Source organism: Streptomonospora halophila, from assembly GCF_039542725.1.
Lineage (GTDB): Bacteria > Actinomycetota > Actinomycetes > Streptosporangiales > Streptosporangiaceae > Streptomonospora > Streptomonospora halophila.
In genome coordinates, this window is sequence record NZ_BAABIK010000020.1 from 27,670 (window position 1) to 42,537 (window position 14,868).

At 72.3% G+C, this 14,868-nt stretch carries 12 protein-coding genes; 10 read left to right on the forward strand and 2 right to left on the reverse strand.

The genetic code is table 11. The features are described from left to right. The first annotated feature begins 27 nt into the window (after window positions 1–27). The 5 genes from ABEA15_RS17215 to ABEA15_RS17235 all read left to right on the forward strand — a co-directional run bounded on the left by ABEA15_RS17215 (window position 28) and on the right by ABEA15_RS17235 (window position 5,279). Window positions 28–921: a carbohydrate ABC transporter permease gene (locus tag ABEA15_RS17215; protein ID WP_386699421.1), complete on the forward strand. Its 894-nt coding sequence runs from the start codon at window positions 28–30 to the stop codon at window positions 919–921. Continuing rightward, window positions 918–1,835, forward strand: coding sequence for a carbohydrate ABC transporter permease (locus tag ABEA15_RS17220; RefSeq protein WP_344145331.1), 918 nt, complete (start codon window positions 918–920; stop codon window positions 1,833–1,835). Before ABEA15_RS17215 ends, ABEA15_RS17220 begins: the two co-directional genes overlap by 4 nt. A 92-nt stretch (window positions 1,836–1,927) precedes the next feature. Then, window positions 1,928–3,292 (forward strand): GH1 family beta-glucosidase, encoded by a 1,365-nt coding sequence (locus ABEA15_RS17225; RefSeq protein WP_386699424.1) that lies wholly within the window; start codon window positions 1,928–1,930, stop codon window positions 3,290–3,292. 75 nt (window positions 3,293–3,367) lie between these two features. Further along, on the forward strand, window positions 3,368–4,390 hold the full coding sequence (locus tag ABEA15_RS17230; RefSeq protein WP_344145327.1) for a LacI family DNA-binding transcriptional regulator: 1,023 nt from the start codon (window positions 3,368–3,370) through the stop codon (window positions 4,388–4,390). A 208-nt stretch (window positions 4,391–4,598) separates the two neighbouring features. Then, window positions 4,599–5,279 carry a hypothetical protein gene (locus ABEA15_RS17235; protein WP_344145325.1) on the forward strand — a complete coding sequence of 227 codons (681 nt, stop codon included), beginning with the start codon at window positions 4,599–4,601 and terminating at the stop codon, window positions 5,277–5,279. Between the two features lie 7 nt (window positions 5,280–5,286). Here ABEA15_RS17235 and ABEA15_RS17240 read toward each other — a convergent pair whose 3' ends face one another. After that, window positions 5,287–6,594: a M15 family metallopeptidase gene (locus tag ABEA15_RS17240; RefSeq protein ID WP_345557539.1), complete on the reverse strand. Its 1,308-nt coding sequence runs from the start codon at window positions 6,592–6,594 to the stop codon at window positions 5,287–5,289. A gap of 622 nt (window positions 6,595–7,216) precedes the next feature. Between ABEA15_RS17240 and ABEA15_RS17245 the strand changes: the two genes are divergently transcribed. The 4 genes from ABEA15_RS17245 (at window position 7,217) to ABEA15_RS17260 (ending at window position 12,263) form a co-directional block, all read left to right on the forward strand. Beyond that, complete coding sequence (locus tag ABEA15_RS17245; protein WP_344145321.1) at window positions 7,217–10,501, forward strand: sensor histidine kinase; 3,285 nt, start codon at window positions 7,217–7,219, stop codon at window positions 10,499–10,501. A gap of 220 nt (window positions 10,502–10,721) precedes the next feature. Then, window positions 10,722–11,123 carry a roadblock/LC7 domain-containing protein gene (locus tag ABEA15_RS17250; RefSeq protein ID WP_131099191.1) on the forward strand — a complete coding sequence of 134 codons (402 nt, stop codon included), beginning with the start codon at window positions 10,722–10,724 and terminating at the stop codon, window positions 11,121–11,123. Between the two features lie 20 nt (window positions 11,124–11,143). Then, window positions 11,144–11,638: a DUF742 domain-containing protein gene (locus ABEA15_RS17255; protein WP_344145316.1), complete on the forward strand. Its 495-nt coding sequence runs from the start codon at window positions 11,144–11,146 to the stop codon at window positions 11,636–11,638. A gap of 34 nt (window positions 11,639–11,672) precedes the next feature. Beyond that, window positions 11,673–12,263, forward strand: coding sequence for a GTP-binding protein (locus ABEA15_RS17260; protein ID WP_344145448.1), 591 nt, complete (start codon window positions 11,673–11,675; stop codon window positions 12,261–12,263). Between the two features lie 66 nt (window positions 12,264–12,329). On the opposite strand, the gene ABEA15_RS17265 is transcribed toward ABEA15_RS17260, so the two are convergent. Next, window positions 12,330–12,995 (reverse strand): cyclase family protein, encoded by a 666-nt coding sequence (locus ABEA15_RS17265; protein ID WP_345557542.1) that lies wholly within the window; start codon window positions 12,993–12,995, stop codon window positions 12,330–12,332. 114 nt (window positions 12,996–13,109) lie between these two features. On the opposite strand from ABEA15_RS17265, the gene ABEA15_RS17270 reads away from it, so the two are divergent. Next, a complete protein-coding gene (locus ABEA15_RS17270) occupies window positions 13,110–14,819 on the forward strand; it encodes a DUF885 domain-containing protein (RefSeq protein ID WP_345557544.1) in 1,710 nt (569 codons plus the stop codon). Window positions 14,820–14,868 lie beyond the last annotated feature (49 nt).

The window sequence follows — 14,868 nt, forward strand, 5'->3', positions numbered from 1 at the left end:
GAGCGGGCGCGTGCTCGCCGCAGCGAGATGCTGAGCAAGCTCGACACCCGAACCTCGCCGTACCTGTTCATCACCCCGTTCTTCCTGCTGTTCGGGGTGTTCGGCCTCTTCCCGCTGCTTTACACCGTGTGGGTCTCCCTGCACGACTGGAGCCTCATCGGGGGCAACGAGGGCTTCACCGGCCTGGACAACTACGTCCGCCTGGTCGGCGACGAGAAGTTCTGGAACGCGCTCTACAACACACTGGGCATCTTCGTCATCGCGGTCGTGCCCCAGCTGCTCCTCGCCCTGCTGCTGGCCGACACGCTCAACCGCCGGATCCGCTTCGCCAACCTCTTCCGGATGACGCTGATCCTGCCCTACATCACGTCGATCGCCGCCCTGGCGATCGTCTTCAGCGTGGTCTTCGGCGGCGAGCAGTTCGGACTGATCAACCAGCTCCTGACCGCGCTGGGACTGGACCCGATCGCCTGGCAGGGCGACCGCTACTGGTCCTGGGCCGCGATCGCGACGATGATCGATTGGCGCTGGACCGGCTACAACGCGCTCATCTACCTGGCCGCCATGCAGTCCATCCCCAAGGACGTCTACGAGGCCGCAGACCTCGACGGCGCCTCGCGCATGCGGCAGTTCGCGCAGATCACGGTCCCGCTGCTGCGGCCGACGATCATCTTCACGGTCATCATCTCCACGATCGGCCAGATGCAGCTGTTCACCGAGCCGACGATCTTCGGGACCAACGGCTACGGCGGCGGCAACCAGGGCCAGTTCCAGACGGTGATGATGCTCGTCTTCCAGGAGACGTTCGACTACCAGAACTTCGGCTACGCCGCCGCGGTCTCCTGGGTGCTGTTCCTGATCGTGGTGGTCATGGGACTGATCAACGTGTGGCTCACCAGCCGGATCAAGGGGGCGGAATGACGGCCACGACCACCGGGCGGCCCGCGCCGGCGCACGCGCCGCAGCGCCGCCGCCCGCAGAGCCGGCGCCGGGGCGGCGGTCTGCGCCGCATGCGCCAGGCCACGCCGCTGACCTACTTCGCGCTGCTGCTGACCTTCGTCCTGTCGGTCTTTCCGCTGTGGTGGATGTTCGTCGTCGCCACGCGCACCACGACGGCCGCCTCGCAGTTCCCTCCGGCGCTGGTGCCCGGCGGGAACTTCTTCGCCAACGTCGAGCGCCTGTTCGCCAATACCTCGGCCAACTTCACCACCGGCATGCTGAACTCGGTCATCGCCTCCACCTCGGTGGCGGTCTCGGTCGTGTTCTTCTGCTCGCTGGCCGGGTTCGCCCTGGCCAAGCTCAAGTTCAAGGGCCGCGGGTTCTTCACGGTCGCCGTCGTCGTGACCATGGCCGTGCCCGTGCAGATCGGCCTGGTGCCGCTGCTGATCCTGATGGACTGGCTGGGCTGGCGGGGCGAGCTCCAGTCGGTGATCGTCCCGTTCATGGTCAGCGGCTTCGGCGTCTTCATGATGCGCCAGTACGTGCTGCAGACCATCCCCGACGACCTGATGGAGGCCGCGCGCATCGACGGCTGCTCCACCTTCCGGATCTACTGGAGCGTCGTGCTCCCGGCGCTGCGGCCGGCGATGGTCGTGCTGGCGCTGCTGACCTTCATGCAGACCTGGAACGAGTTCATCTGGGCGCTCGCGGTGCTGACCCCGGAGAACCCCACGGTGCAGTTCTCCATCCAGCAGCTGAACCAGTCCGCGTTCGCGCGCGACTTCGCCCTGATGTTCACCGGCGCGACCTTCGCGACTCTGCCCCTGCTGATCATTTTCTTCGTGTTCGGCCGCCAGCTGGTCGGGCGCATCATGGAAGGTGCGATCAAAGCGTGACCCAATCACACGTGTCCACCGTCGCCGATCCGACCGCCGACACCGAGACCGACCCCGGCGCCGATCCGGCGGTCCGATTCCCCGAGGGCTTCGTGTGGGGCGCCTCCACCGCCTCCTTCCAGATCGAGGGCTCGACCACCGCCGACGGGCGCGGCCCCAGCATCTGGGACACCTTCTCGGCGACCCCGGGCAAGGTGCTCAACGGCGACACCGGCGACCCCGCCGTCGACCACTACCGGCGCTACGCCGAAGACGTCGAGATCATGCGGGACATGGGCATCGGCGCCTACCGGTTCTCCGTCGCCTGGCCGCGGATCCTGCCCGAGGGCGGCGGGGCGGTCAACCGGGCCGGGCTCGACTTCTACGACCGGCTGCTGGACAACCTGCTGGAGGCCGGAATCACGCCCTGGCCCACCCTCTACCACTGGGACCTTCCCCAGGCGCTGGAGGACAAGGGCGGCTGGCCCGAGCGTGACACCGCCTTCCGCTTCGCCGAGTACGCCGAGGTGCTGCGCGACAGGTTCGGCGACCGCGTCCGGGACTGGACGACGCTGAACGAGCCCTGGTGCGCGGCGTTCCTCGGCTACGCCGACGGCGTGCACGCACCGGGCCGACGCGACCCCGCAGCCGCGCTCGCCGCGGCGCACCACCTGCTGCTGGGCCACGGCCTGGCCACCGCGGTCCTGCGCGAGGGGGGTTCCGACCGCCGTGTGGGGCTGACGCTGAACCAGACCACGGTGCGGCCCTACACCACCGCGCCCGCCGACGTGGCGGCGGCCCGCCGCGCCGACGCCGTGCGCAACCGGGTCTTCACCGGTCCGCTGTTCCAGGGGCGCTACCCGGCCGACCTGCTCGACGACCTCGCGGCCATCACCGACTTCGGCTTCGTCCACGACGGCGACCTCGAGCTCGTCTCCGCGCCGCTGGACCACCTGGGGGTCAACTACTACACCCCCGAGTGGGTCTCGGCCACCACCGAGGGCGTGGACCCCGCGCGCATCGAGAGCGGCGGCGACACGGGCGCCTTCGTCGGCTGCGACGACGTGGTGTTCGTCAGCCAGGGCCTGCCGCGCACCGGCATCGGCTGGGAGATCGACGCCACCGGGCTGTACGAGGTCCTGGTGCGGCTGGCGGCCGAGTGCCCCGGTGTGGACATGTACGTCCACGAGAACGGTGCGGCCTACGAGGACGAGGTCGGCCCCGACGACCGGGTGCACGACCCCGACCGGGTCTCCTACATCGACGCCCACCTGCGTATCGTGCACGAGGCCCTCAAAGCCGGTGTGCCCATGCGGGGCTACTTCGTCTGGTCACTGCTGGACAACTTCGAATGGGCCTGGGGCTACTCCCAGCGCTTCGGCGTCGTCCACGTCGACTACGAGACGCAGCGCCGCCGCGTGAAGGACAGCGGCCGCTGGTACGCCGATGTGGTGCGAAAAGGTGGCCTCCCCGGCTAGCGGCGGATGCGATCCTGGTAGGGGTGTGGACGAGCCCGGCGCGGCGGTGATCGGGGAATCGGGGAGAGTGTTGCGATGAGTGGGGTCCGGCGGCCGACGCTGGAGATGGTGGCCACGCGCGCCGGTGTCGGGCGCGGCACGGTCTCACGCGTGATCAACGGGTCGGACCAGGTCAGCCCGGCGACGCGCGAGGCGGTGCGCAACGCCATCGCCGAGCTGGGCTACGTCCCCAACCACGCGGCGCGCACCCTGGTCACCCGCCGCACGGACACCGTGGCGCTGGTGGTGCCCGAGCCCAACGACCGGCTGTTCGCCCAGCCGTTCTTCGCCCACATCGTCCGCGGTGTCAGTGCCACGCTGAACGAGCGCGACCTGCAGCTGCTGCTGACCACGGTCCGTTCCGCGGACGAGTACGGCAGGCTCGGCGACTACCTGACGGCCCACCACGTCGACGGCGTGCTGCTGGTCTCGCTGCACGCCGACGACCCGCTGCCGGACCGCCTGGCCGAGGCGGGTGTGCCGTGCGTCATCGGCGGCCGGCCGTCGTGGCAGACCAGCCACCCCATCCACTACGTCGACATCGACAACGTCGGCGGGGCGCGCACGGCGACCCGCCGGCTCGTCGAGACGGGGCGGCGGTGCATCGCCACGGTGGCCGGCCCGCCGGACATGGTCGCCGGCGAGGACCGGCTGGAGGGCTACCTCAAGGCCATGCGCGAGAGCGGGCTGGCCACGCCGCCGGAGCGGATCGTGCGCGGCGACTTCAGCTACGAGAGCGGCGAGGCCGCGATGCGCGAGCTTCTGGAGGCTGTCCCCGACGTCGACGCGGTGTTCGTGGCCTCCGACCCCATGGCCCTGGCGGCGATGCGGGTGCTGCGCGACAACGGGCGGCGCATCCCCGACGACGTGGCGGTCATCGGCTACGACAACTCCTCCTTCGCCTCGCACAGCGACCCGCCGCTGACCAGCGTGCACCAGCCCACCGAGCGGATGGGCGGCGAGATGGCGCGCATCCTGGCCGACGTCGCCATACCAGGCGAGGCCGAGTTCAGCGAGCAGGTCCTCGACACCCACCTGGTCGTCCGCGAGTCCGGCTGAAGGGCGCCCGGCGCCCCCGACGCCGCCCCCGCGCGCCGGGCCGCGCCGCGGGCTCTCCCGAGGCTGCTCACGGCCCTGCCGCCGGCGGTGCGGCGGCTCCGTGCACCCGGGCGGACACGGACGGGAGACCCCCGCCGCCGGGATACCGTGAAGCCGGGAGGAAAAGGGCCGAAAGGCCCGGCGGCCACTGCTGGGAGGGGAGCATTCGATGCGGTGGGTCACCTATCTTTCGCCGAGTGGGGGAGAGGAGCGCTCCGGGGTCGTCGACGACGGCTGCGTCTTCGGCTACCCGGGCGCGCAGAGTGTTCCCGAGCTGCTCGAAGAGAACCGCGACACCCTCGCCGACGCCTACCACAAGGCCCTTGCGGCACCGGTGGAGATCATCGTCGAGTTCGAGACCCGCCTGTGCGCGCCGGTGCGCCCGGAGCGCCCGGTGCCCGCCCGCCTCGAAGGCGTGTGGACGCGCCTCGCCCCCGCACTGGTGCGCGGTACCGACGACGGGGTCGTGCTGCCCGCGGGCGAGACGGCGCTGACCGCCTCTGTCGGCGTGCTGGCGCTGTTCGGCGGCCAGGGCAGACACGCCGGCTACACCCCGGCGTGCCTGTGGCGGACGCCCGGCGGCGGCCCGGTCTCGCTGAGCGTGGGGCCGGCCATCGTCACCCACGACGAGTTCGACGGCTCGCCGCTGGTCGTGGAGGCCTCCGTCGACGAGAGCGGCGTCGCGCGCGCCGAGCTGGACGGGGGACTGGCCTGGGCGGCCGAGGCCCGCGACGGCCGCGCGGCCGCGGCCCTGTCGGAGCGGAGCCGGCCTTTGGAGCGCGGCGAGGAGGTCTACGTCGACGGCGGGCCGCTGGGCGAGTTCGAGCTGCGGGTGGGCTCGGGCGCCTGAGGACCGCTCAGGCGGTGTACTCCCAGTGCCACGGCTCGAAGCCGCCCCGGGCCCACGGCGGGTTGCGCCATCCGAAGCCGGGGGCGTGCGCCGCCATCCACGCGTGCTCGGCCGACCCGAGCCGGTCGACGCCGCCGCACAGGTCCACCGCCGTGCCGCGGCCGTGCGCGCTGGTGCCCGGGCTCGCCGCCATGCCCGCGGCCTTCTCGCGGAAGAGCCGGACCTGGTCGGAGAAGGGCCGGTAGGCGTCGGTCACGCACATGGGGCGTCCGAAGCGGTCGCGGAACGCGCCATCGAGCTCGATGAACGCGGCCGCGGCGTCCGCCCGCAGCATCTCGCCGCTTTGGGGGAGCGGACACAGCGCGGACGCGGGGATGCGCCCGTTGGCGAAGCCCTCGGCGCCCGATGCGGCACAGGTCCCTTCGGCGGGGTCCGCGGCACCGCCGCCGCGCCCGTCCGAGCCGCCCTCGCCGCCTGAGGAGCCGCCCGGCCCGCCCTGCGCGCCGGCGGCGGCCCGGGCCCGCTCCAGGGCCCGCTCGCGCTCGTGCTCCTGCTCCCCGGTCTCCCCGGCGCCGCCGCGGACCCGCTGCAGCGCCACGTGCACCCTCGACTGCTCGGCGGTGATGCCGGCGAGGGCGTCCTCCTGCTCGGCGACCGCCTCCAGGGCCTCGTCCTTGGCCTCGGCGGCCTCGTCGGCCGCCTCGCGGCGCTCCTCCTCGGCCTCCTCGGCGCGGTCGCCGAGCGTGTCCGCGGCGCTGAGAGCGGCGCCCGCCGTCTCGATCGCGCTGCCGCGGCGCTGCCCGACGTGGGCCAGGCCGGCTCCGCGGTCGAGGACCTCCTGGGGCCCCTCGGCCGAGCTCCAGGCGAGGGCGGGGCTGAGGTCGGCGCCCATGTAGGCGGCCGCGGCGTAGTCGGCGGCCTCCTCGCGGACGTCCTCGGTCCGCACGCGGGCGCGCTCGGCGGCGAGCGCGGCCGACGCGCTCTCCTCCTCGGCGTCCTCCAGCCGGTCGGCAGCCGCGGTGTAGTCGAGGATCTTCTCGTCGGCACGGTCGTAGAGGACCTCCAGGCGTGCTCGGATGCGCGCCGCCTGCGTGTTCAGATCGGCCAGGGTCTCCTCGTGTGCGGCCGCCTCCGGCCCGCCGCCACGGTCGCCGGCGGCCCCGGCCGGCGCGGCGGCCGGGGCGGACGCCCAGAGCGCCAGGCACAGCGCGCCGGCGGCCCGAGCGGCCGCGCGGCGGCGGGCTCTCCCGCCGCGGGCGGGGACGGGCGAGGGCTCGGGAAGCGGTATCTGCCAGCGGTCGGACGGCACGGGCACCCCTCCGATGTCACGGTGCTCACCAGGCACGATGACATGACGGAGTGGTCGTTTCACCCAAAGTCGGGGGTGTGTCCGAAAAGTTATCTAAGTGATTTCGGGGGTCCGATACCCGGCCTGTCTCCGGCGCCTTCGGTGCGGGTCGGGCCAGGTAAGGGGGGTTTCACGGCGGTCGCAGCGGCCGCGGACGCGCCGTGGTGCCGCTCACGGGAACCGTGGCATCTGCACGGATTGGTACGCTATCAACCTCACGTGCACCATTTTTGGTTTATGGTGCACAACGCCTCTTCATTCCCCCTGAGGGTGCGTCAAGGCGCGGAACCCCACTCTATTCCGCGCAGACCGCCGCGCGCGGCCGGCCCGATCGGGCCCATCCGGAATCACTCAGGCTCCATCGGCCGCCCTCCGATCCGGTATCACCCGCAGGGAACAGGAATCCGGCGGTTGAGGCGGTGAACACGAAAGGTTGCGAGGGTCCGTGTCGACACGAGCGACAGATGACGGAGGCGGCGCCGCACGGGGCGCGCCTCAGGCCGACCGCGCGGCCGAGCCGGCGGAAGGCCGGCGGCGCTGGTGGGCACCGCGTGAATGGCGCGTACGCCCCCGGTTGATCGCACTCATCGTGATCCCCACTGCGGTCGCCCTGATTCTGGGCGGGCTGCGGATCTCCGAGAGCGTCGTCAACACGGTCACCCACGACCGCATCGAGAAGGCCGCCGCGCTGGGCGAGGCCGTCGTCGACCTGTCGACCGAGCTGGGGCGGGAGCGCCTGATGGCGGCCGCCTTCATCGCCGACGACCCCAACTACGAGCAGCGCTCCGACGAGACGCTGGGCGCCCTCCAGGACCAGATCGAGGAGAGCCGCCAAGCCGAGCAGCGGGTGCAGAGCCTCATCGACGGCCTGGGCGACCCCGGCAGCCAGCTGATGGCCACCCGACTGGCGACCATGCAGGGCAGCCTCGGCAACCTGGACCGGGTACGCGACGAGGTGCAGAGCACCCGCCTGACCGTGCTTCCGATGGTCACCAAGTACACCCAGGTGCTCGACTCGCTCTCCGACTTCAACCAGGTCATCGCCGAAGGAACGAGTGACACCGAGCTGCGGTCGAGTGTGCGCGCGCTGACGGGAGTGGCCAAGGCGCGCGAACAGCTCTCCTATGAGGGCGCGCTGATGCTGCACTCACTGATGCGCGGCAGCATGTCCGAGGGCATCCGCTCCGAGATCGAGGACAGCCGGGCCACCTTCGAGAACGAGCGCGACAACTTCCGCAACGCCGCCACCACCGGCCAGCGCCAGATGTACGAGGAGACCTTCGTCGGCGCCGAGGTCAGCCAGATGGCCACCACCCGGCTGCGGATCATCATGCGCGCCCGGGACGACCAGGACCTCTCCGGCGTGACGCCGGGCGATACCCCCAAGTCCTACCAGGAGGTCACCGGCGTCGTCCTGGACAAGATGTCGCAGATCGAGTCCAACCTGGCGACGTCCGTACGCGCCCAGGCCGACTCGCTGCGGTCGGGCGCCCTGAACCGGGCCGTGATCGAGTCGATCCTGGTGCTGGCCGTCCTCATCACCGTCTTCACGCTGACCTCGATGGTGGTGCGCTCCCTGGTGCGGCCGCTGCGCGCACTGCGCGAGGGCGCGATGCGCATCGCCGAGGACGACCTGCCCGGCGCGATCTCCCGCATGCAGGAGTCCAGCGCGGCCGGCGAGGTCGAGGTGACCCCGATCGAGGTCAAGTCCCGCGACGAGATCGGCGAGGTCGCCCGGTCCTTCGACGAGGTCCACCGCGTGGCTCTGCACCTGGCCTCCGACGAGGCCGCGCTGCGCAGCAACGTCAACGCGATGTTCGTCAACCTCTCCCGGCGAAGCCAGACCCTGGTGGAACGCCAGCTGCGGCTGATCGACGGCCTGGAGCAGGGCGAGCAGGACGACGAGCGCCTGGGCGACCTGTTCCAGCTTGACCACCTGGCCACGCGCATGCGCCGCAACAACGAGAACCTGCTGGTCCTCTCCGGCCAGGACAACACCCGCAAGTGGGCGCAGCCGGTCCCGCTGGTCGACGTGCTGCGCGGTGCCATTTCCGAGGTCGAGGAGTACGAGCGCATCAACGTGCGCGCACCCTCGCACATCTCGGTGCTGGGGCGCCCGGTCAACGACGTCATCCACCTGGTGGCCGAGCTGGTCGAGAACGCCACGGCGTTCTCCTCCAGCGAGTCCCCGGTGGCCGTCACCGCCCAGGTCCTGGAAAACGGCGGTGTGCGCGTCGAGGTCACCGACAGCGGCATCGGCATGCCGCCGCAGGAGATCCGCGCCGTCAACGCCCGCCTCGCCGAGCCGCCGGTCATCGACGTCGGCGTCTCCCGGCGCATGGGCCTGTTCGTGGTCAGCCGCCTGGCCGCCCGGCACGGCATCAGCGTGCAGCTGTACGAGGCCCACAACGGCGGCATCACCGCCTACGCAGTGCTGCCCCCCGACCTGCTCATCACGCCGGTGGAGTCCCAGCAGGCGCTGGAGTCCCCCAGCGCTCCGGGCGCACCCGACACCTACGCCGAGGCCGCAGCCGCGTTCGCGGCCAACCCGGCCCCGCCCGAGCCCTCCGTCTGGGGCGACCGCCGCGACTCCGCCGCCGGCCCGCAGCTGCCCAAGCGGGAGCCGGGCATCAACCGCGCGGGCGGCTCCGCGGAGGAGCATCCGCCCAGCGGCGAGGACCTGTGGCAGGGCTCGGGATGGAACCTGCCGCCCGCGCAGTCGCAGAGCCGCCCGCCGCAGCCCCCGGCGGCCGCCGAGCCGCCGGCCGCACCTCCCCGCCCGTCCGCCGCGCAGCCGCCCGCCCGTCCGGAGCAGAGCCGGCCGCCGCAGCAGCCCGCCGAGCCGCCGACCTACGCGTCGGAGCCCCAGCCCGCGGAGCCGCCGCGCGCCGAGCAGCAGTCGGGCGGCCCGCAGTGGGACGCCTGGGACACGCGCCGCTGGCGGGAGCAGCCGCGGAACCAGCAGCAGCGGCCCGACGAGCGATACCGCGAGGAGGCGCCCACGCAGTCCTTCGCCCGTCCCGCCGACGAGGCGGCCCCTCGGGCGTCGGAGGCCGGCCCCGCCGAGCACGGCTGGGCCAACGGGGCCAACGGCCACTACCCGCAGCAGGCGGGCGGCCGGCCCGAGGAGCCCCGCCAGCAGCCCGCTCGTGCGGAGGCGGGCCGCCAGGAGTGGAGTGAGCCCGAGAGCCGCGAGGGCTACGGCTCCACCGCCTACCTTTCGCGGCGCTACGGCGGCGGGGGCGGCGCAGCAGGGCAGAACACCGTCGTTCCGCCTTCGCCCGACGGCGGCTCGGAGACGCTGCCGATCTTCGACGCCATCGAGTCCAACTGGTTCCGGCGCCGCAGCGGCGGCCCCGCGACCGAGCCCGAGACGGGTCCGCTGCCGCGCTTCGGCGCAGAGCCGGACGCCGGCGGCGACCGGGGCCGGTCCGAGCGGCCGCAGCAGAGCCCTCCGGCCGCCCAGGCGCCACAGCGCGGCGCAGCCGAGACGGCGGGCGCCAACGGCGCCTCGGCGCGACAGGGTGATCAGTACATGCACCACGACCAGGGCGCTCACCAGTCCAACGACGGCCACGACCCCGCGACCGCGCAGTCCTACGGAACCGAGGACGACTGGCGGTCCGAGTCCGACCGCGGTTGGCAGGCGGCGCAGACCGCCGCCGAACCCATCGCAGGCGGATTGACGACTTCGGGCTTGCCAAAACGCGTTCCTAAGGCAAACCTTGTGCCCGGAACGGCTCCCACGCCGGAGAACGTCAAGCAGGTCCCGAACCGCTCCGCAGACCGGGTGCGCAACCGCTTCTCAGGCTTCCAGCGTGGGGTCCGCGAAGGCCGCAACCAGATCGGCGATGCGCCGAACGAGGAGAACTAGTGCATTGTGCGGGTACGGTCAGGCGCGCTCCGACTCGCCGCGGGCCGCCGGGTCGGGGTCCTGACATATCACGGAACAGCGATGGATTAGCATCATCCGCACCTCTCGTGATGATCAGCAGCAAGCAACCGAATAAGGTCACTACAGGAGCCCATTCGGCCGCCGACGTGAGGCCTGCGGGCCGCGGTCGATCCCCCGGCCGATACGGACAGGAGAACAGATGAATCAACCGGTGAACGAGCTCAACTGGCTGATCACTGACTTCGCAAATCGAGTGCCGGACGTCGCACACGCGATCGTCGTCTCGTCGGACGGGCTCCCACTCGCCTCCTCGACCGGCTTTCCCGCTGACCGGGCCGACCAGCTGGCCGCCATCGCCTCGGGGCTCTCCAGCCTGACCCAGGGCGCCTCCCGGGTCTTCGAGGGCGGCGCCGTGTCGCAGACGGTCGTGGAGATGGAGCGGGGGCTGCTGCTGATCATGTCGATCAGCGACGGCAGCTGCCTCGCTGTGCTCGCGGCCGCCGAGTGCGATCTCGGCCTGGTCGCCTACGAGATGACCTTGCTCGTCGAGCGGGCGGGGCGTGCGCTGACTCCGGCGGCGCGTACCTCGGGAATCCACTGAACCACCACCGACAGGAGGAAGTGGTGGCACCTCACAGTCGAGATGCCGGGAGCGCCTCGTGGTTCGGACAGCAGCCCGCCGGCGCCTCCAGGCCGCCGGCGGCAGGCCCGGGCGGCGCGGATGTTCCACGACCAACCCAGAACAACAACGCCGACCAGCAGGCGGCGGCCAACAGTTCCCCCAGTTCGCTGGTCCGCCCCTACGCTGTGACGAAGGGGCGCACCAAGCCCAAGTCCGAGCTGCCTCTGGAGACGCTGATCTCCTCGACGGACACGGCGCGAAACGAATCGGGGACCCTCACCCCCGAGTGCCAGGCCATCAGCGACCTGTGCCGCGAATGGCGCTCCGTGGCCGAGGTCTCAGCTCTGCTGCGCATCCCGCTCGGTGTAGCGCGGGTGCTCGTGGCGGACATGTCCGAACAGGGACTGCTGCAGATCACCTCGTCGACCAACACCGACAGTCGGCCCAACGCCAACCTTCTTGAAAGGGTGCTCAGTGGACTTCGCAAGCTCTAGCGCGGCCGACGAGGGCGGTGCCGCGGCGAGTGCGATGACGTCGGTCAAGATCGTCGTCGCCGGAGGCTTCGGTGTAGGGAAGACGACGTTCGTCGGCTCCGTCTCCGAGATCGTGCCGCTGACTACCGAGGCGGTCATGACCAGCGCCAGTGTCGGGGTCGACGACCTCGCGAAGACGCCGGACAAGCAGACCACCACCGTGGCCATGGACTTCGGCCGGGTCTCGCTGGACTCCGACCTCATCCTGTACCTGTTCGGCACGCCCGGCCAGCACCGCTTCTGGTTCATGTGGGACGACCTGGTCAAGGGCGCCATCGGCGCCGTGGTGCTGGTCGACACCCGCCGCCTGGCCGACTGCTTCCCGGCCATCGACTACTTCGAAGAGGCCCGGCTGCCGTTCGTCGTGGCGGTCAACGGCTTCGACGGGTACTACCCCCACGCAGCCGAGGAGGTGCGCGACGCGCTGACGCTCAGCCCGGAGATCCCCATCGTCCAGGTGGACGCGCGCGACCGCTCCTCGACCAAGTCGACACTGATCACGCTCGTGGAGCACGCCATAACCGTCGGCGACCCCGGAGGGGCGGGCCAGCCCACCTCCACCGGCGGACAGGGCTCCTGGCGCTGACCGCCCCCCGGCCCGCCGCGGGAGTCGGCGCGGCCGGGGGACGGTCCGGCCGCGCCGGCGCCAGCCTCAGTCCAGCCGGGCGGCCACGGCCCGCACGGGCGCTCCGTCGCCGCCGCTGAGGCGGATCGGCAGTGCCATGAACAGCGGGTCGGCGAAGTCGACGCGCTCCAGCCCGCGCAGGTTCTCGACGATGACGGCACCCGCCCCCAGCAGGACGGAGTGCGCCGCCCAGTCGCCCGGGGCGTGCGGACCGTGCGGCGTGGAGTCGGGACTGGGCGAGTCGACGCCGACGCAGCGCACCCCGGACTCGGCGAGCAGTCGCGCCGCGCTCGCGTCGAGGTAGGGGTGGTCGAAGTAGCGCGGCGTGCCGTAGTGCCCGTCCCATCCGGTGCGCACCAGCACCGCCGCGCCCGGGACGAAGCGGTCCCGCCAGGGCTCCAGGTCGGCGGCGGTGACAGGCGAGCGATCGGGGAGCCCTGTCGCGTCGACCACCACCGCGGGCCCCGTGAACCGCTCCAGCGGCAGGTCCTCCAGCCGCTGCCCGCCGTCCAGGAAGTGGAAGGGCGCGTCCACGTGGGTGCCGCTGTGCGAGCTCATGTGCACCGCGCTGGAGTTGAACCCCTCCACCGGCACGGTGGCCGAGCGCTCCACGCTCGGTGCCCGGTCTCCGGGGAACGCCTGCGTCCGGGGCCCCACGGTCCGGCTCAGGTCGACGATGCGGGTGAACTGCACGGGAATCCTCCACTGGTTCGCGGCCGCTGTGTGCGCGAGCGGGCCCCGCGGCGGGCACCCGGCCTGTGCACGCGGGGGTGCGTCGCGCGCGGTGACGGTGCAAGATAGCAGGCGATGACTTCCGATCCTTCCCGCGATCAGCCCGAGCCCGGCGCCAACGCGATGACCGACCGCTTCCACGCGGTCGGCGAGGGCATCCTCGACGCCCTGCTCGAAGAGGCGCCCGAGTGGGCCGACGACCTCGGCGACCACCGCTTCTCCGACCGCCTCGCCGACCACGCGTCCGAGGCCGACGCCCGGCGCGCCGGCGTGCTCACCGACGCCCTGGGCGCACTCGACGAGATCGACGACCTGCTGCTGCCCGCCGCCGACCGCGTCGACCTGGAGATGCTGCGCAACCGCGTCTCGGCCGACCTGTGGCAGCTCACCGAGCTCCGCCCGCAGACCTGGGACCCGCTGGTGCACCTGCCCGGCGACGCGCTCTACGGCATCCTCGCCGGCGAGGACCTGCCCGCTGAGGACCGGCTGCGCGCGATCACGGCGCGCTGCGCCGCCGTCCCCGGCTTCCTCGCCACCGCCCGCGAGCGGCTGGAAGGCGGCCCCGGTATGCCGCGCGTGCACGTCGAGACCGCCATCGGGCGCGCCGAGGGCACTCTCGGGCTGCTCGGCGACGGCATCGACGGCCTCGCCGAGCAGGTGCGTACCCCGTCGCTGCGCTCCGGCGCGGAGGACGCCCGCGGCATCGCGGCGGCCGCGCTGCGCCGGCACATCGACTGGCTGCGCTCCCGTGTCGAGACCGCCGACGCCGACCCCCGCCTGGGCGCGCGCGACCACGCCGCCCGGCTGTGGTACACGCTCGACTCCGAGCTCTCCCAGGACGCACTGCTCACCCGGGCCGAGAGCGACCTGCTGGCCACCGAGGAGGCGATCGCCGAGGCCGCCTCCGACTTCGCCGGCGCCCCGCCGCGCCCCGGCCAGGTGCGCGAGGTCCTCGACCGCATCGCGGCCGACTCCGCGACGACCGAGGAGACCGTGCGGCCCGCCTGCGAGCGCGCGCTGGAGCACCTGATCGACCGCACCCGCGAGCTCGACTTCGCCACCCTGCCCGACCGGCCCGTGCGCGTGATCCCCATGCCCGAGTCCCGCCGCGGCATGGCGGTCGCCTACTGCGACCCGCCCGGCTCGCTCTCGGCCGCGCCCGGACGCCCCACCCTCGTCGCCGTCGCCCCGCCTCCCGCCGACTGGCCCGCTGAGCGGCGCGCGTCGTTCTACCGCGAGTACAACGCCGACATGCTGCGCGAGCTGATGGTGCACGAGGGCGTGCCCGGCCACGCCCTGCAGCTCGCGCACGCCGCGCGCTACTCCGGCGGCACCCGCCTGCGCCGGGCGCTCTTCAGCGACACCTTCATCGAGGGCTGGGCCGTCTACGCCGAGGAGGCATTGCACGCCGACGGCTGGTGCGCCGACGACCCCGGCCTCAACCTGCGCATGCGGCTGGTCCAGCTCAAGACCCGGCTGCGGATGATCATCAACGCCATCCTGGACGTGCGCGTGCACGCCCACGGCATGACCGAGTCCGAGGCCATGTCGCTGCTGGTCGAACGCGGCCACCAGGAGGAGGGCGAGGCCGCCGGGAAGTGGCGCCGCGCCCGGCTCAGCAGCGCTCAGCTTTCCACCTACTACACCGGCTACCGCGAGGTGTCGGAAATCGTGCGCGACTCCGCCGCTGCACGGCCCGGCGCCTCCCGCCGCGAGCTGCACGACAGCGTCCTGGCCCACGGTTCGCCGGCTCCGCGCCATCTCCGCACCCTGCTCGGCGTATGAGCGGCCTGATCCGGCCGCCGCGACGGAAGTCCTTTTACCAAGGGCACAC